General features: G+C 65.3%; 16 protein-coding genes. 7 read left to right on the forward strand and 9 right to left on the reverse strand.

Going from position 1 to position 16,250, the window contains the following annotated elements; translation table 11 throughout:
- Nucleotides 1-59 precede the first annotated feature (59 nt).
- From I8N54_RS18880 to I8N54_RS18920, 9 genes are all read right to left on the reverse strand, one after another.
- Nucleotides 60-1,322, reverse strand: a complete 1,263-nt coding sequence (locus I8N54_RS18880) for an MGH1-like glycoside hydrolase domain-containing protein (RefSeq protein WP_140195026.1) — start codon at nucleotides 1,320-1,322, stop codon at nucleotides 60-62.
- A 376-nt stretch (nucleotides 1,323-1,698) separates the two neighbouring features.
- The gene (locus I8N54_RS18885; RefSeq protein WP_140195024.1) at nucleotides 1,699-2,700 is read right to left on the reverse strand and encodes an ABC transporter substrate-binding protein; all 1,002 of its coding nucleotides are present in this window, start codon (nucleotides 2,698-2,700) and stop codon (nucleotides 1,699-1,701) included.
- A gap of 48 nt (nucleotides 2,701-2,748) precedes the next feature.
- A complete protein-coding gene (locus tag I8N54_RS18890; RefSeq protein ID WP_140195022.1) occupies nucleotides 2,749-3,588 on the reverse strand; it encodes an ABC transporter permease in 840 nt (279 codons plus the stop codon).
- The gene (locus I8N54_RS18895; protein WP_140195020.1) at nucleotides 3,588-4,517 is read right to left on the reverse strand and encodes an ABC transporter permease; all 930 of its coding nucleotides are present in this window, start codon (nucleotides 4,515-4,517) and stop codon (nucleotides 3,588-3,590) included. Before I8N54_RS18895 ends, I8N54_RS18890 begins: the two co-directional genes overlap by 1 nt.
- 39 nt (nucleotides 4,518-4,556) lie before the next feature.
- Complete coding sequence (locus I8N54_RS18900; protein WP_140195018.1) at nucleotides 4,557-5,336, reverse strand: ABC transporter ATP-binding protein; 780 nt, start codon at nucleotides 5,334-5,336, stop codon at nucleotides 4,557-4,559.
- Between the two features lie 55 nt (nucleotides 5,337-5,391).
- Entirely contained in the window at nucleotides 5,392-6,846 is a 1,455-nt protein-coding gene (gene hydA, locus I8N54_RS18905; protein WP_198571738.1) for a dihydropyrimidinase, read from the reverse strand.
- Nucleotides 6,847-6,892: 46 nt separating this feature from the next.
- Nucleotides 6,893-7,522 carry a hypothetical protein gene (locus I8N54_RS18910; RefSeq protein WP_140195014.1) on the reverse strand — a complete coding sequence of 210 codons (630 nt, stop codon included), beginning with the start codon at nucleotides 7,520-7,522 and terminating at the stop codon, nucleotides 6,893-6,895.
- 481 nt (nucleotides 7,523-8,003) lie between these two features.
- On the reverse strand, nucleotides 8,004-8,216 hold the full coding sequence (locus I8N54_RS18915) for a hypothetical protein (protein ID WP_140195010.1): 213 nt from the start codon (nucleotides 8,214-8,216) through the stop codon (nucleotides 8,004-8,006).
- The gene (locus tag I8N54_RS18920) at nucleotides 8,213-9,466 is read right to left on the reverse strand and encodes a Zn-dependent hydrolase (protein ID WP_140195008.1); all 1,254 of its coding nucleotides are present in this window, start codon (nucleotides 9,464-9,466) and stop codon (nucleotides 8,213-8,215) included. The genes I8N54_RS18915 and I8N54_RS18920 overlap by 4 nt, the downstream gene beginning before the upstream one ends.
- A 190-nt stretch (nucleotides 9,467-9,656) precedes the next feature.
- Between I8N54_RS18920 and I8N54_RS18925 the strand changes: the two genes are divergently transcribed.
- The 7 genes from I8N54_RS18925 (at nucleotide 9,657) to I8N54_RS20315 (ending at nucleotide 16,166) form a co-directional block, all read left to right on the forward strand.
- Nucleotides 9,657-10,271, forward strand: coding sequence for a TetR family transcriptional regulator C-terminal domain-containing protein (locus tag I8N54_RS18925; RefSeq protein WP_140195006.1), 615 nt, complete (start codon nucleotides 9,657-9,659; stop codon nucleotides 10,269-10,271).
- Between the two features lie 57 nt (nucleotides 10,272-10,328).
- Nucleotides 10,329-11,417 carry a histidine kinase dimerization/phosphoacceptor domain -containing protein gene (locus I8N54_RS18930; RefSeq protein WP_140195004.1) on the forward strand — a complete coding sequence of 363 codons (1,089 nt, stop codon included), beginning with the start codon at nucleotides 10,329-10,331 and terminating at the stop codon, nucleotides 11,415-11,417.
- A gap of 60 nt (nucleotides 11,418-11,477) precedes the next feature.
- A complete protein-coding gene (locus I8N54_RS18935) occupies nucleotides 11,478-13,013 on the forward strand; it encodes a sugar ABC transporter ATP-binding protein (RefSeq protein ID WP_140195002.1) in 1,536 nt (511 codons plus the stop codon).
- On the forward strand, nucleotides 13,010-14,011 hold the full coding sequence (locus I8N54_RS18940) for an ABC transporter permease (protein WP_140195000.1): 1,002 nt from the start codon (nucleotides 13,010-13,012) through the stop codon (nucleotides 14,009-14,011). Before I8N54_RS18935 ends, I8N54_RS18940 begins: the two co-directional genes overlap by 4 nt.
- Before the next feature lie 37 nt (nucleotides 14,012-14,048).
- Nucleotides 14,049-14,987, forward strand: coding sequence for an ABC transporter substrate-binding protein (locus tag I8N54_RS18945; RefSeq protein ID WP_140194998.1), 939 nt, complete (start codon nucleotides 14,049-14,051; stop codon nucleotides 14,985-14,987).
- Nucleotides 14,988-15,082: 95 nt separating this feature from the next.
- A complete protein-coding gene (locus I8N54_RS18950) occupies nucleotides 15,083-15,409 on the forward strand; it encodes a hypothetical protein (RefSeq protein ID WP_140194996.1) in 327 nt (108 codons plus the stop codon).
- A gap of 40 nt (nucleotides 15,410-15,449) precedes the next feature.
- Nucleotides 15,450-16,166: a L,D-transpeptidase gene (locus I8N54_RS20315; protein WP_140194994.1), complete on the forward strand. Its 717-nt coding sequence runs from the start codon at nucleotides 15,450-15,452 to the stop codon at nucleotides 16,164-16,166.
- Nucleotides 16,167-16,250 lie beyond the last annotated feature (84 nt).

Raw genomic sequence — 16,250 nt, forward strand, 5'->3', positions numbered from 1 at the left:
CTCTATCTCCGTCCGGTCAGCACATAGCCTGCCGGGCGGAGAGTCCAGTGCCCGTGCGGTCAGAACCCGCCCTTGGCATGGGGACCGGCCCACGTCAGCCAGATTGCAGCGGTCCACGAGAAGTTGCGCCCGCCGGCGGGGGTGCCGTCGACCGGGCTCCAGTATTCGTAGAAGCCGTGATCCTCGATCAGTTCGCGTGTGTCCTTGCGCAGTCGTTCCGCGGTGAGGGTGTGTCCCTGATCCTTGAGACCGATGGCGATAAGCGCATTCATCATGCCCCAGACCGGCCCCCGCCAATAGCGTAGCGGATTGAACGTCTCGGCTCTCGGGTCGTTGCTCGGCACGCCGTAGCGGACCTCGGCAAGGATGGCTTTCAGATGGCTCATCATCTCCGGCGGATCGACACCGGCATACCAGCAGAGGAAAGAACCGGAAGAGAGCGAGCCGGTGAACTCTCCGGTGCGAAGATTCACTGAGTCGTAGTAGCCCTCGGGGTTCCAGTGGTTCGCGACGCCAGCCTCCAGCGTTTCGATCCAGCCTTCGATCTCCGGCGTGTCGTGATCGAGGTCGGCGGCGATCTGCAAGAGGTCCCGACAGGCGCGCAGCAGGATGAATGTCATGCCGACATCGGCAACGCGGAAGGCGGCGTGTTCCGCGATGTATTTCTCGTTCCAGCCATTGTCCCGGCTGAACTGGACGAGCGCGAGGTAGCGGTCGTAATCCTCTTTCTTCGGGCGCATCTCGGGGTTCACGTGGCTCGTGTCGCGGCGGGTGTAGTCGCCGACGTTGCTGCCATCGACCGCCTGCATCGCGCTGTCCCAGTCGACGGCGTTGTCGCGCCCGGATTCCCACGGATGGGTGATCGCGACCATGCCGTCCTGCACGCGGTTCTTCATCCACCAGCGATGCCACGAGACGAGACGCCCGTAGATCAGCTCCATATGGACGCGCCCGGCCTTCTTGTCGGACTCGTAGATCGAGCGGATCATCGTCGCCGCGACCGGCGGCTGGCTGATGCCGCTGGTGTGGGGGACGCGCTCCACCGCCCAGACATCGGGACCGGGGAAATACCCCTCGGCCCGTTTGTGGAAGATGATGTGCGGGATCATTCCGTTATCCCACTGCCCGTAGAGCAGGGTCGTGATCTCGAACCACGCGCGACGCACGTCGAAGGTGGCGATGCCCCAGGCGGAGAACATGGAATCCCAGTTCCACTGGTAGGGGTAAAGGCCCGACGTCGGCACCGTGTAGCCGCCCCGGTCGTTGTCACGCAGGATCTTGCGCGCCTGCTTGTCGAGCTTCTCGTCGGTAACGGCGGTCACGTATCCTATCCTTTGACCGGCCCGGTGGCCGGACTGCTGGTCAAGCGGCGCGGTCTGCCGGAACAGAGACTGGTCCGGGGAGGGCGGTACCGCCGATCGCGGCACGCGGTTCGGCCGTGCCGGGCTGCGGCCTGCGGATGTGGCGTGGCTTTTCGGGCAAGTGTCGTCCTTCCGGCTTCAAGTGTTCGTGCCGAAGCCGGATGAGGCAAGTCTTTATTCCCGACAGCCCCGATCGGTGGCCGTCTGTCGGCGGCACCGCTGCGAAACGACAATGAATTTGGCAGGTTAAGGGTCTGTTTTGCGTGACGGGGGCAATCTGGCGGCCCTGAGGGCCGCGCCGCGAGGGCAGGGCGGGCCGGTGGCCCGCCCCCGTCTTTCACATATCGCCGCCGAGCGCTTCGTCGGTGATATCGGTCGTGTAGGCGCCTTCCGGCTCTTCCGTGATCGCCGGGTTGTCTTCGGACACGGCGGACAGCAGCGTGGCGACCGTCTGCTCGTAATCGGCCGGGTCGAGCGCACCTTCGGAGCCTTCGGTCAGCTTGGCGACCTCACCCATCATGTAGATCTGGTGCTCAAGCGTCTGGGCGCCGGTCTGGTCGTTGTCGACCACGATCTGCGCGGCCTCTTCCGGGTTTTCCTCGGCCCATTTCCAGCCCTTCATCGAAGCGCGGACGAAGCGGACCATCTTGTCGGCGAACTCCGGATCCTCAAGGTCTTCCTCAAGCACGTAGAGCCCGTCTTCGAGCATCCCGTTGCCCATCTCGAGGTAGTTGAAGTTCACCAGCTCGTCTTCCGAGATACCGGCATCAAGGACCTGGCCGTACTCGTTGTAGGTCATGGTCGAGATGCAATCGGCCTGACCTTCGAGAAGCGGGTTCACGTTGAACGCCTGGCGGAGCACGTCCACCCCGTCCTCATCCGCGCCATCGGTTGCGATGCCGAGCTGCGCCATCCACGCGTAGAATGGATATTCGTTGCCGTAGAACCAGACGCCGAGCGTCTTGCCGGGGAAATCCTCTTCCGTCTCAATGCCGGAGGATTTCAGGCAGGTGAGCTGCAGACCACCCGTCTTGAACGGCTGCGCGATGTTGACGAGTCCGAGGCCCCGTTCCCGCGCGGCGAGTGCGGCAGCCATCCAGGTGGTGATGACGTCGGCCCCGTCGCCGGCGATCACCTGCTCGGGCGCGATGTCCGGGCCGCCGGGAAGGATGGTGACGTCGAGCCCCTCTTCCTCGTAGAAGCCCTGGTCCTGCGCCACGTAGTAGCCCGCGAACTGGGCCTGCGTGACCCACTTCAACTGAAGTGTCACCTCGTCCTGCGCCCATGCCGGGGCGGCCAGACCGAGCGCGGCAACCGCCGCTGTCACTAGTGTCTTCATTGTCCGTTCTCCAAGTATTTCCCTGTTGGTCTTTTCTTTGCTCTTGCCTCAATGCCAGTGCGACGGGTGCCAGAAGGTCACGCGCCGTTCGAACCAAGCGACCAGCCCGTAGAACAACGTGCCGGCGAGGGCGGCGACTGCAATCTCAGCCCAGACGAGGTCGATGCTCAAGCTTCCGACGCCGGTGGAGATGCGAAATCCCATTCCGTGCGTGGGAGAGCCGAAATACTCGGCAACGATGGCCCCGATCAGCGCGAGAGAGCTGGAAATCTTGAGCCCGTTGAAGATGAACGGCATCGCTGCCGGAAGCCGCAGCTTCATCAGCGTCTGCCAGTAGGATGCCCCGTAGGTGCGCATCAGGTCGCGCTGCATGGCGTCCGTTTCGCGCAGGCCCTGGACGGTGTTCACCAGCATCGGGAAGAACACCATGACGACGACCACGGCTGCCTTGCTTTGCCAGTCGAAGCCGTACCAGCTGACGAGGATCGGGGCGATGCCGACGATCGGAAGCGCCGCCACGAAGTTCCCGATCGGCAGAAGCCCTCGAGTCAGAAACGGCACCCGGTCGATCAGGACCGCGACAAGGAACGCCACCACGCAGCCGATGGCATAGCCCGACAGAGCACCTTTCAGCAGCGTCTGGCGGAAGTCGATCCACAGCATACCGGTCGAGCCGGCGATCGTCTGAGCCACCTGCGACGGGGGCGGCAGGATGACGCCCGGCACGTTGAACGCGGTGACCAGACCTTCCCACAGGACGAGCAGCGCCACGCCGAACATAAGCGGCACCATGACCCGTGCCGGCGTGGTGTCGCGCCCGGGTGAGTTCGCGATCGCGACGTTCATGCCCCACGCGGCGAGCCAGAAGACGATGGCGGCGACCAGCATCAGCGCACTCCCATCCGGCGTAGCGTCAGCCTCTGCGTCACGTCGAGCAGCGTGACGAGGATGCCGGCGAGGATCGCGGCGGCGAACAGGGCCGCCCAGATGGCGAGCGGCGTGCCGAACTGGTCGCCGATCAGGATCCGCGCGCCGAGCCCGGAGATCGCGCCGGTCGGCAGCTCTCCGACGATGGTTCCGACAAGCGCCGCCGCGATGCCGATCTTGAGCGAGGCGAAGAGATAGGGCAGCGACGCCGGCATCCGCAGCTTGGAAAAGACCTGCCATTGCGAGGCGTTGTAAGTCTTCAGCAGGTCGAGCTGCGACCGGTCGGGGGACCGCAGCCCGGTCACCATCCCGACCAGAACAGGGAAATAGCAGAGGTAGGCCGAGATGATCGCCTTTGGCACGCCGCGCCCGTCGATGCCGACCTGGCTCGACAGGACGATGATCATCGGGGCGAGCGCGACGATCGGGATCGTCTGGCTGATGATCGCCCACGGCATCAGGCTCATGTCCACGACGCGCGCATGCACGATCGCAACCGCGCCGAGCAGGCCAAGGAAAGTACCGAGAAGGAAGCCCCAGAGGGTCGAGCGCAGCGTGATCCAGCCATGATAGATCAGCGACCGGTTGGAGAATCCGTTCCCCTCCAGCGCCATTGCGCCGGTCGAGGCCCATAGCTCGCCGGCCACTTGGCCCGGTGTCGGCAGCCGGGGCCGGTCGAGCCCGTAGGCGAGGTGGATGTGGTCGGGATTGTCGGCCATCAGTTTCCAGACCGACACGTCGAAGCGGGTCGAGGTGCCCTCCGGCACCACTGTCTCGCCCGACCGCTCCGCGACCATCAGCGCGCCGCGAATGTTCATCGGGGCGACGGCCGCGTACCAGAGGCCCGCGATCACGGCGAGGACGACCAGAACGGGGACGAGATTCCTCATGCGGCTCGGTCCCCGCGTGACGGGAGAAAGCGGCGCACGCTACTCATCGATATGCCCCGCCCGCAGACCTTCGCGCACGCGGTGCGCGACCTCGATGAATTCCCGGCTGTCGCGGATGTCGAGCGGTCGCTCCGCAGGAAGCGGGCTTTCGATCACGTCTGTGATCCGGCCCGGCCGCGGCGACATGACGACGATCCGGGTCGAGAGGTAGACCGCCTCGGGGATCGAGTGGGTCACGAAACCGACCGTCTTGCCGGTGCGCGCCCAGAGGTCGAGCAGCTCCTCGTTCAGGCGGTCGCGCACGATCTCGTCCAGCGCGCCGAACGGTTCGTCCATCAGCAGGATGTCGGCATCGAAGGACAGGGCACGCGCGATGCTCGCCCGTTGCTGCATACCGCCCGACAGTTGCCACGGATATTTCTTCTCGAACCCGCCCAGATCGACGAGCTCCAGCGTATCGCGCACGCGCCGCGCCTGTTCCTCTTTCGAGAAGCCCATGATCTCCAGCGGAAGGCGGACGTTGCCGCCGATGGTCCGCCAGGGATAGAGCCCCGCTGCCTGGAAGACGTAACCATAGGCGCGGGCGCGCCGTGCCTCGTCCGGGCTCATGCCGTTGACGGTCAGCTTGCCGCCGGTCGGTGTCTCCAGGCCGGCGATACAACGCAGGAACGTCGTCTTGCCGCAGCCGGACGGACCGATGAAGCTGACGAACTCGCCCTTGCCGATGTCGAGGTTCACCCCCGACAGCGCATGGACGGGGCCGTCGTTGGTGCGAAACGTGAGGTCCACGTCGCGGGCGGAGACGACCGCACCACTCACGCGGCGCGCTCCGTCATGGACGGCGCGGCGCTGCCGTTGCTCAGGTGGTGGCTCATCAGACCCCCGTCGCCGGGATGCCGGACCGTTCCACCGGGCGTGGCGCGGTGAGGTCTTTCCACTGCGACAGAGCCTTGTTGACGGTGCCGTTCGGGGCGCGCTTCACAAACTCGCCGTGACCCTCCTTCGGCTTCACCTCGCCGTCGACCAGCGCGACGCGGCCCCGAGTGAGGGTGTAGCGGGGCAGACCCTTCACGTGCTTGCCCTCGAAGACGTTGTAGTCGATCGCAGAGACCTGCTTGTCGGCCGTGATCGTCTTTTCCTTCTCCGGATCCCATACGACGATGTCGGCGTCGGCCCCGACCAGGATCGCACCCTTGCGCGGGTAACAGTTCAGGATCTTGGCGATGTTGGTCGATGTGACGGCCACGAACTCGTTCGGGGTCAGCCGTCCGGTGCCCACGCCGTAGGTCCAGAGCATGGGCATCCGGTCCTCGAGCCCGCCGGTGCCGTTCGGGATCTTGGTGAAATCGCCGACGCCGTAGCGCTTCTGATCCGTGGTGAAGGCGCAGTGATCGGTCGCCACCACCGACAGCGTGCCGGACTGAAGGCCGGCCCAGAGACTGTCCTGGTGTTTCTTGTCACGGAACGGCGGGGACATGACGCGACGGGCGGCATGGTCCCAGTCCTGGTTGAAATACTCGGACTCATCGAGCGTCAGGTGCTGGATCAGCGGCTCGCCCCAGACCCGCTTGCCGGCCATCTTGGCCCGCCGGATCGCTTCGTGGCTCTCTTCGCAGGAGGTGTGAACGACGTAGAGCGGCACGCCCGCCATGTCGGCGATCATGATCGCGCGGTTCGTGGCCTCGCCCTCGACCTGGCTGGGGCGGGAATAGGCGTGGGCCTCGGGGCCGGTATTGCCGGCTGCGAGCAGCTTGGCCGACAGTTCCGCGACGACGTCACCGTTCTCGGCATGGACCATCGCGATGGCGCCGAGTTCGGCCAGGCGCTGGAACGACGAATACATCTCGTCGTCGTTGACCATCAGCGCGTCCTTGTAGGCCATGAAGTGTTTGAAGGTGTTGATCCCCCGCTCCTTCACGACTGTCTCCATCTCGTTGAAGACCTGCTCGCTCCACCACGTGACGGCCATGTGGAAAGAGTAGTCGCAATGGGCGCGGGTCGACTTGTTGTCCCACATCTGGATCGCGTCGAGCAGACCCTGTCCCGGCTGCGGAAGCGCGAAATCGACGACCATCGTCGTGCCGCCGGCGAGCGCGGCCTGCGTGCCGCTGTCGAAATCGTCGGTGGAGTAGGTGCCCATGAACGGCATCTCGAGGTGCGTGTGCGGGTCGATCCCGCCGGGCATCACGTAGCAGCCGGTCGCGTCGAGGACCTCGTCGCCTTTCAGGTCGGGGCCGATCTCGACGATCTTGCCGCCCTCGACCAAGACGTCGGCCTCGTAGGTCAGGTCCGCCGTGACGATGGTGCCGTTCTTGATGACGGTGGTCATGGGTCGTTCTCCCTGTTTCGTGCTTCGCCCCGGCGGACCGGGACGTTCACCAGTCGCGTGCCTCGCACGCCGTGATTAGGTCTTCAGCGGACAGGCCGGCCGATGCGAAGGCGCTGCCTTCGACAAGGCTGCAGGCCTGTGCCGCGTAGTCGATTTCCATCTCGTAGACGTCTTCGAACATGCCGTTGGCGGTGGTCATTGCCGTCTCGTAGTATACGGCGGCGCTGCTGCGCTCGTTGTTGATGATGAGCCCGTCGCGCAGTTCGATGCTGGCCGCGCCGAACCCGCCGAGGTCGCCCATGTAGGACCAGCCCGCCTCGGTCGGCGTCCAGACCTGGTTGTAGATGTTCACCATGCCGGCGGAGTAGGGCACGAACAGCTCCGCCGTGCCGTCGCCGGTGATGTCGCGCAGCTCGGGCGCGGTGTTCACGCCCTCCACATCGATGACGGGCGAGGTGAAGAGTACGGTCTCACTGTCGAGCTCGATGAAGGCGAGTTGCCAGAGGCCCTCGTCGCCGGTGTAGTCGAAGACGAGGCGAGCCTCGCCGCGACCGGGCAAGGAGCAGTCGACACCGCCGGCATCGCCGGGCTCGAGCGTGTCACAAGCCGGCAGGGCCTCCTGAGCCGCAGCGCCCGTGGCCGCCAGCGCGACGAGAATGGACAGGACCGTTTTCATGCCAGGCACTCCTCGATGATCGTCTCTCCGCCGTCGGGCGTGTAGCGGGAGCAGCTTTCCCGCGTCGGGGCGGGCGGCTCCATCGTACCGGCGGGCATCGGGAACGCACCCGGCGGCGGGCCGGGACGCGGCGGGCTACAAGCGGCTGCGAGAAGCAGCGGTAGCAGTAGAATGACTTTTTTCATCAATGACGTCGCCTTCTTACATAATGCAGTTCAGCAGCACCTCTTCGCCGCGGTCGTTCCTGTAGAAATAGCAGGGACCGCCCGGAGGCTCCGATGAGCGGCTGTAGACTTCGGAGGGCGAAACGCCCGGCGGCAGCTCCTCGAGTATACCGGCGGGAACAGGCTCCACCGGCATGGAAGGATCGGGCTGACACGCGGCCAATCCGAGCGGAAGAAGGAGGAGGCCGAAGACCCTCACGCCGGTATCAGCGCGACGGGTCGCGGTGCCTTGAAGTCGCGGTTCTGAAGCTGAATGGTCATGTACAGATCCTCTGGCCAGACGGTCCCTCGATCGAGAGGATAACGTCGATCTGGTAGTAATAGGCCCAGCATCCGTCATTGAGTTGCAGCGTGTCGCTGATCGGGACGCCCTCGGGCAGGTTCGCGCGGACAACGTCGGGCACATCGACCGGCACTACCGCCTCTGTCGCGCAGGCCGCGAGCAGAGTGAGCGGCGCGAGCCACTTCACTCGACGATCTCCGCCGTCTCGACGACCGCGTGGAACAGCACGTCGGCCCCGGCCTTGGCCCAGTCCTTGCTGATCTCCTCGGCCTCGTTGTGGGACAGGCCGTCGACGCAGGGACACATCACCATCGCCGTCGGAGCGACCTGGTTGATCCAGCAGGCGTCGTGGCCGGCGCCGGAAATCAGGTTCATGTGGCTGTAGCCGAGCCGATCCGCCGCGTTGCGGACGGCGGTCACGCAGCCGGCGTCGAACTCCACCGGATCGAAGCCGCCGACCTTCTCGAACTCGACCGAGAGGCCCATCTGCTCGCAAATCTCGGTCGCTTCCTCGCGGAGGCGGCGCTCCATGTCCTCGATCACCTCCAGCTCGGGCGAGCGGAAGTCGACGGTGAAGACCGCCTTGCCCGGGATCACGTTGCGGCTGTTGGGATAGACATTGATCTGGCCCGCCGCGCCCACGGCGTGGGGCTTGTGGCTCCACGCGATCGCGTCGACCCGCTCCAGCACGCGGGCCATGCCGAGGCCGGCGTTCTTGCGCATCGGCATCGGAGTGGAGCCGGTGTGCGCCTCCTTCCCGGTGATCGTGACCTGCGTCCAGCTGAGGCCCTGACCGTGAGTGACCACGCCGATGTCGGTCTTCTCGGCCTCGAGGATCGGGCCCTGTTCGATGTGCAACTCGAAGAACGCGTGCATCTTGCGCGCGCCGACCTCCTCGTCGCCCTTCCAGCCGATACGTTCCAGTTCAGACCCGAAGGCCTTGCCGTCCGCGTCGGTGCGGTCATAGGCCCAGTCCTGCGTGTGAACGCCGGCAAAGACGCCGGACGACAGCATGGCCGGGGCGAAGCGGGTGCCTTCCTCGTTCGTCCAGTTGGTCACGACGATCGGGTGCTTCGTCTTGATGTTCAGGTCATTGAGCGAGCGGATGATCTCGAGCGCGCCGAGCACACCGAGCACGCCGTCGTACTTGCCGCCGGTCGGCTGCGTGTCGAGGTGCGAGCCTACATAGACCGGCAGCGCGTCCGGATCGGTGCCGTCGCGCCGGGCGAACATGTTGCCCATCTGGTCGAGGCCCATCGTGCAGCCCGCGTCCTCGCACCATGTCTGGAACAGCGCGCGGCCTTCCGCATCGGCATCCGTGAGGGTCTGTCGGTTGTTGCCGCCGGCAATGCCGGGGCCGATCTTCGCCATCTCCATGAGGCTGTCCCAGAGCCTGTCGCCATTGATCGTGAGGTTCGCGGCGGGGGCTGCAGGCATGCTCTCTCCTGTCGGCATGGCTGGTGCGCCTCGGACCCGGCGCACCTTCTGATTTGACCATCTGGTCAAACTGACGCTACCAGAGCCGAAAGGTCAGTCAAGGCGGCGGAGGCTGTCAGCGGCCCCGAAGTGCCCGCTCGACGGGCAAATGCACAGTTGGTCGGCAGTGGCCCTCGCGATACGGATAGATATGACCGCCGAGACCCGGATCCAGAAGAAGAACAGGGAAGCGATCCTCGACGCGGGGCTCGAAGCGTTTTCCGAAGCGGGCTTTCGCGGTGCGACCCTCGACCGGATCGCCAGCGGGGCCGGGCTGTCGAAGCCGAACCTGCTGTATTACTTTCCGTCGAAAGAGGCGATCTACACTGCCCTGCTGGAAGAGTTGCTGTCGATCTGGCTCGCGCCGCTGCAGGCGCTCGACCCCGAGGGCGACCCGATGGAGGAACTGCTTCTCTACGTGGACCGCAAGCTCGCCCTGTCCCGCGACTACCCGCGTGAGAGCCGCCTGTTCGCCAACGAGGTCCTGCAAGGCGCGCCCCACATCCTCGGCGCGCTCGAAGGAGAGCTGCGCGACATGGTCGATCACGCGTCGTCCGTGATCCAGAGGTGGGTGTCGGAAGGGCGGATCGCGGCGCTCGACCCGACGCACCTGATCTTCTCGGTCTGGGCGCTGACTCAGCATTACGCGGATTTCGACGTGCAAATACGTGCGGTACGCGGCAATACAGACCCATTCGACGGCGCCGGGCCGCATCTTGACCTTCTGTTCCGGCGTTTCCTCGCTCCCGGCGGCGATACCGCTTGAACTGCTATGTCCTTGGTCTAGGAATGACCTCTAAATTTCGATCCGGCCTTTCTCATTATGCGTGCTGACGAACACCCACAGGAATCCAAGAGGCTCGAAGAGCTGGCGTCGTATGACATCCTCGACACGCCCCAGGACGTGGCGTTCGACGATATCGTCGGCCTCGCAACCCGGATCTGCGAAGCGCCGGTCGGGCTTATCAGCCTCGTCGCCGAGGGTCGTCAGTGGTTCAAGTCGGAGCAGGGGCTCGGCGAACCGGAGACGGACCTCGACCGGTCGATCTGCGCCCATGCGATCCAACAGTCCGACATCTTCGAAATTCCGGACACGCTGAAGGACGAGCGGACGCTCGACAATCCGATCTGCGTCGGCGACCCGAACCTGCGGTTCTATGCCGGTGCGCCACTGATCACGTCGTCCGGACTGCCGCTCGGCACGCTCTGTATTCTCGACTACAAGCCGCGCACCCTGACGGACCTGCAGAAGACGACCCTCCGCATCCTCGCCGACCAGGTCGTCGCACGGATGGAAGGCAAGCGGGCGCTGCGCCTTGCCGAGGTCCAGCAGAAGGAAGTCGACCACCGGGTGAAGAACTCGCTCCAGTCGATCGCCTCCTACGCCCGGTTGCTCGGCCTCGACGCCAAGGAGGAGGAGACGAAGCTTGCGCTTTCGACCCTGCGCAGCCGGATCGAGACTGTCGCGGCACTGCACGAGGCGCTCTACCAGTCCGGCACGGACTCGCTGATCGACCTCGGCAACTACCTCTCCCGGGTGACCCGGCTGCTGCAGAACAACACGCCGGACAACATCCGCATCAAGCTTGATCCGGTGAAGGCGCGGGTTCATTCGCGGACCGCGACGGCCTGTGCCGTGATCCTGAACGAAGTCGTCGCCAATGCCGTGAAGCACGCCTTCCCGGACGGACAGGACGGCGAGGTCACGATCCGCTGCGAACGGGACGCGGATGATTATCGGCTGGTCTGCATCGACAACGGCGTCGGCATGGATGACGAGGCGACCCCGGGACTCGGCCTGCGGATCATCGACTCCGCGGTGAACCAGCTCGGCGGCGAGCTCGAGCGTCTGACGCTCGACACCGGCGGGCACGGTATTGCCATCACCCTTCCCATGACCGTCGACGACTGACCTCAGACGGGCATTGACAGCCTCGGCGCTACCGCTAACGGTGTGGCGCGAGGAGGACTTATGTCGAACATCGGGAAAGGTGCCGAGAAATCGGGGCCCGTGCTGTCTCTTGACGCCATCGACCGGAGCTTTGGCCCGGTTCAGGTGCTGTTCGGCGTGTCGCTCGACATGCGGCCGGGCGAAGTCCATGCGCTGATCGGTGAGAACGGCGCGGGCAAATCCACCACCATGAAGATCATGTCCGGCTACCTGTCCCCCACGTCGGGAACGGTCAGCCTCGCCGGTACGCCGCATCGCTTCCGCAACAGCCAGCAGGCCGAAGCCGAAGGCGTCGTACTGATCCACCAGGAGTTCAACCTTGCCGAGCAACTGACGGTCGAGGAGAACATCTTCCTCGGCCATGAGCTTCGGAAGGGCATGTTCCTCGACAAGGCGCGGATGCGGTCGGAGACGGTGTCGCTGCTTGAGCGGCTGCACTGCCGGGTCGATCCGAGAGCGCGGGTTCGGGACATCTCGACCCCCGACAAGCAGATGGTTGAAATCGCGAAGGCGCTGCTGCGCAACGCCCGCGTGCTCATCATGGACGAACCGACGGCCGTGCTCACCAGCCGCGAGTCCGAGGTGCTGTTCGAGCAGATCGAACGCCTGAAGGCGGACGGCGTCGCGATCCTGTTCACCAGTCACAAGCTCGACGAGGTGAAGCGCATCTCCGACCGGCTGACGATCATGCGGGACGGTCGCGTGGTACATTCCGGCCCAACGTCGGAGATGAGCGAAGACCAGATGGCAGAGGGTATGGTCGGCCGCGAATTGTCCGACCTGTTCCCGGAACGCGCGACCAGCATCGGCGACGATGTCGCGCTGTCGGTGAAGGACCTGACGGTGCCCGGCTACGCGAAAGGCGTGTCCTTCGACCTCCGCAAGAGCGAGATCCTCGGCATTGCCGGGTTGATCGGCTCCGGCCGGACGGAAGCGATGGAGGGCCTCGTCGGCCTGCGCACCCATAGCGGCGCAGTCGAGATCGACGGCAAATCCGTTCGCATCTCCTCGCCCCGCGACGCACAGCGGCTGGGGCTCGTCTACCTGACGGAGGACCGGAAAGGTCGGGGCCTCGTCCTCAACATGGGGCTGAAGGAGAACCTGACGCTTCAGTCCCTTCCGCGGTTCGCCAAGCCGTTCCTGAACGACGCGGAAGAGGTGGAGGCGCTGGACAAGGCGATTTCCGATTTCGACATCCGCGCCCCGCAGAAGCGGATGAACGCCGGCAACCTGTCGGGCGGCAACCAGCAGAAGCTGCTGATCGCCAAGATCATGCTGGCCGATCCGCGCATCGTCATCATCGACGAGCCGACGCGCGGCATCGACATTGGCACGAAGCAGCAGATCTACGATTTCATTCACGACCTCGCCGCCAAAGGCGTGTCGATCATCGTCATCAGTTCCGAAATGACCGAGGTCATCGGCCTATCCGACCGGGTGCTGGTCATGCGGCAGGGCCGCATCGCCGGCGAAGTCTCCGGCGCGGACAAGTCCGAAGACGCCATCGTCCGCCTCGCCATGGGGCTGGAACACAAGATCGAAGAGGCCTCCCCATGAGCGCATCCGACACTGCAACGCCCGCTCCCGCCCGCCGGGGGCTCGACCTGCATGCGCTGGGCCCGCTGATCGCGCTGCTCGTGCTTGTGGTGGTCGGGGCGCTGATGAACAGCAACTTCCTGAGCTACGCCAACATCACGAACGTGCTCGCACGCTCGGCCTTCATCGGGATCATCGCGGTCGGCATGACCTTCGTCATCACGGCCGGCGGGCTCGATCTGTCGGTCGGGTCGATGGCGGCCTTCATCGCGGGTCTGATGATCCTCGTGATGAACTGGCTGCTGCCGTCGATGGGGCAGGGGGTGCCGATCATCCTCGTCGGGATGGTCGCCGCGCTGATCGCGGGGCTCGGGGCTGGGTTCCTGAACGGGTTTCTCATAACGAACATGCGGATCGAAGCCTTCATCGTCACGCTCGGCACGATGGGCATCTACCGCTCGCTCGTCACGTGGCTGGCGGACGGGGGGACGCTGTCGCTCGACTTCGGGCTGCGGCAGACCTACCGGCCGGTCTATTACGACGGGCTTCTGGGGATCAGCTGGCCGATCATCGTCTTCGCGATCGTCGCGATCATCGGTGAGGTCATCATGCGCAAGACGACCTTCGGGCGCTATTGTGCCGCGTTGGGGTCGAACGACCAGGTCGCGCGCTATTCCTCGATCGACGTGAACCGGGTGCGGATCATGACCTACATCCTGCTTGGCCTGCTCGTGGGGGTGGCGACGATCATGTACGTGCCGCGCCTCGGCTCCGCATCGGCCTCGACCGGCGTGTTGTGGGAGCTCGAAGCGATCGCCGCCGTCATCATCGGCGGCACCATGCTGAAGGGTGGCTTCGGCCGGGTCTGGGGCACCGTTGTCGGTGTGCTGATCCTGTCCCTGATCGGCAATATCCTGAACCTCACGGACTTCGTGTCGCCGTACCTGAACGGCGCGATCCAGGGGATCATCATCATTCTCGCTGTGATCCTGCAGCGAGGGAAGACTGCGGAGGGGTAAACCCCCGCATCATGGTTGTTAATGGAGGAGGTAACCCATGAAACATCTTGCAACGGCCAGCGTGCTCGCGCTTCTCGCCGCGCCCGCGTTCGCCCAGGACACCACCGTGATCGGTGTCTCGATCCCGGCGGCCACGCACGGCTGGGCCGGCGGCATGAACTACCACGCGCAGGAAGCCGTGGATCGACTGGAAGAAGTCTATCCCGAGCTCGACTTCGTGCTGGCCACCGCCGGTGACCCGGCTGAACAGGTGTCCGACATCGAGGACATGGTCGCGACGCGCAACATCTCCGCGCTCGTCGTGCTTCCCTTCGAATCCGAGCCGCTGACCGGCCCGGTGAAGTCCGTCGCCGACAGCGGCGTCTGGGTGACAGTCGTCGACCGTGGCCTGTCGGAAGAGGGGATCGAGGACCTGTATGTCGCCGGTGACAACTCCGGCTTCGGACAGGTGTCCGGTGAATACATGGCCGCCAATCTCGAGGAAGGCGCCAAGATCGTCGGCCTGCGCGGCATCCCGACGACCATCGACAACATGCGTGTCGAAGGGTTCGAGGCCGCGATCGAGGGCTCCGGCATCGAAGTGCTCGAGATGGAGCACGGCAACTGGAACCGCGACGACAGCTTCACCGTGATGCAGGACTTCCTGTCGAAGTATCCGGAAATCGACGCTGTGTGGGCTTCGGATGACGACATGGCCGTCGGCGTTCTGGCTGCCATCGACGCAGCCGGCCGCGACGACATCCAGTTCGTGCTCGGCGGTGCCGGCATGAAGGAGATGATCCAGCGCACGATGGAAGGCGACGAGATGATCCCCGCCAACGTGACCTACCCGCCGGCGATGATCGCCACCGCGATCGAGATGACGGCTGTCGGCATGACCTCGTCGGCTCCGGTCTCCGGCACCTTCACCATCGGCTCCGTGCTCATCACGCCGGACAACGCGGAAGACTACTACTTCCCCGACAGCCCGTTCTGATCGGGACGGAGGCGGGCCGTCGCGGCCCGCCTCCTCACGCCCATGTGTTCCGTCCGGGTCTGGACGGGGCACCCCGCACGGGCACACTTGCCGCCATGCGCATCGCATCCCGCCTTTTCGTCGTCGTCGCGCTCTGTTTCGCGATGCTGCCCCTCGGGGCCTTCTCCGCGCGACTGCCGGCGACTGATGGGCCATCCATTTCGGCGACTTCGCCAGAGGATGGCGGCACGGTCCTTGCGCTCCTGAAACATTGTCGCAGCACCTCACTGCCCGCCTCGATCTGCTGGCCCGACCGGGCGCTGCCGTCCGACGTCGACCTGCCCTGCGTGCCCGACGAGGTCGCCGTGCTCCTGCCGGCGACCGGAAGGTTCCTGTCCGATCCCGGCCAGGCCCCGCCGCGGAGGCCCCCGAGACCTGTCTGATCCCTCGCCCGTCAGATCAGACAGTCAAAGGACCAGACACATGTTCACCAGACGCACTTTTCTTGGCGCAGCCTCGGCTGCTGCCGTTTCCGCCTGTACTCGGACGCCGGAGCCACAACCGGCGATGGCGTTCCAGCAGACCGACGCACCCCCGCCGGAGCCTGTCATTCCGCCGCTCCCAGCGCGCTATGGCGCCATCACCGACGAACCGTTCCCGGTGCCCGCGATTCCCGAAGGGGTCGTGCCCGAGAACCTCTGGATGCAGGAGGTCGACAGCCCGTTCAGAGGCCATGCGCCGGGGTCGATCGTGATCGACCCCGATGCGGGGTTCCTGCACTTCATGCTGCAGGACGGTCGCGCCCTGCGTTACGGCGTCGGGACCGGTGCGCAGGGGCGTGGCTGGCATGGCGAAGCGGTCGTGCAGTTCGCCCGCGAGTGGCCGCGCTGGAAAGTTCCGGACGAGATGATCGCCCGCCGGCCCGACCTCGAACCCTACTCGGTCGCCAATGGCGGCATGGACGGCGGGCCGGGCAACCCGCTCGGGGCGCGGGCGCTCTACCTGTTTCAGAACGGGCAGGACACGCTCTATCGCATCCACGGCGCCTGCGAGCCGGAGTATCTGGGGCAGGCCGTGTCGTCGGGCTGTATCCGGATGCTGGACCAGGACGTGATCGACCTGAACGAGCGGGTGGCCCACCACGCGAAGGTGACGGTCCTGCCGTCGCTGCGTCCCGGACCGCTGCCGGGCGTCTATTGACGGCGTCGGGGGCATCGCCCCCGACCCCACCCGGGGAGTACGGTCGAAATCGCGAATCCTCGCAACTCTTTCCCGACTGACTGC

The sequence above is a fragment of the Pelagovum pacificum genome (genome assembly GCF_016134045.1).
Lineage (GTDB): Bacteria > Pseudomonadota > Alphaproteobacteria > Rhodobacterales > Rhodobacteraceae > Oceanicola > Oceanicola pacificus_A.

Excerpts from the sequence above, each read along its gene's own strand:
- I8N54_RS18885 (WP_140195024.1), bottom strand. The coding sequence starts at position 2,700 with ATGAAGACACTAGTGACAGCGGCGGTTGCCGCGCTCGGTCTGGCCGCC.
- I8N54_RS18890 (WP_140195022.1), bottom strand. The coding sequence starts at position 3,588 with ATGCTGGTCGCCGCCATCGTCTTCTGGCTCGCCGCGTGGGGCATGAAC.
- I8N54_RS18895 (WP_140195020.1), bottom strand. The coding sequence starts at position 4,517 with ATGAGGAATCTCGTCCCCGTTCTGGTCGTCCTCGCCGTGATCGCGGGC.
- hydA (WP_198571738.1), bottom strand. The coding sequence starts at position 6,846 with ATGACCACCGTCATCAAGAACGGCACCATCGTCACGGCGGACCTGACC.
- I8N54_RS18910 (WP_140195014.1), bottom strand. The coding sequence starts at position 7,522 with ATGAAAACGGTCCTGTCCATTCTCGTCGCGCTGGCGGCCACGGGCGCT.
- I8N54_RS18920 (WP_140195008.1), bottom strand. The coding sequence starts at position 9,466 with ATGCCTGCAGCCCCCGCCGCGAACCTCACGATCAATGGCGACAGGCTC.
- I8N54_RS18925 (WP_140195006.1), top strand. The coding sequence starts at position 9,657 with ATGACCGCCGAGACCCGGATCCAGAAGAAGAACAGGGAAGCGATCCTC.
- I8N54_RS18930 (WP_140195004.1), top strand. The coding sequence starts at position 10,329 with ATGCGTGCTGACGAACACCCACAGGAATCCAAGAGGCTCGAAGAGCTG.
- I8N54_RS18935 (WP_140195002.1), top strand. The coding sequence starts at position 11,478 with ATGTCGAACATCGGGAAAGGTGCCGAGAAATCGGGGCCCGTGCTGTCT.
- I8N54_RS18940 (WP_140195000.1), top strand. The coding sequence starts at position 13,010 with ATGAGCGCATCCGACACTGCAACGCCCGCTCCCGCCCGCCGGGGGCTC.
- I8N54_RS18945 (WP_140194998.1), top strand. The coding sequence starts at position 14,049 with ATGAAACATCTTGCAACGGCCAGCGTGCTCGCGCTTCTCGCCGCGCCC.
- I8N54_RS18950 (WP_140194996.1), top strand. The coding sequence starts at position 15,083 with ATGCGCATCGCATCCCGCCTTTTCGTCGTCGTCGCGCTCTGTTTCGCG.
- I8N54_RS20315 (WP_140194994.1), top strand. The coding sequence starts at position 15,450 with ATGTTCACCAGACGCACTTTTCTTGGCGCAGCCTCGGCTGCTGCCGTT.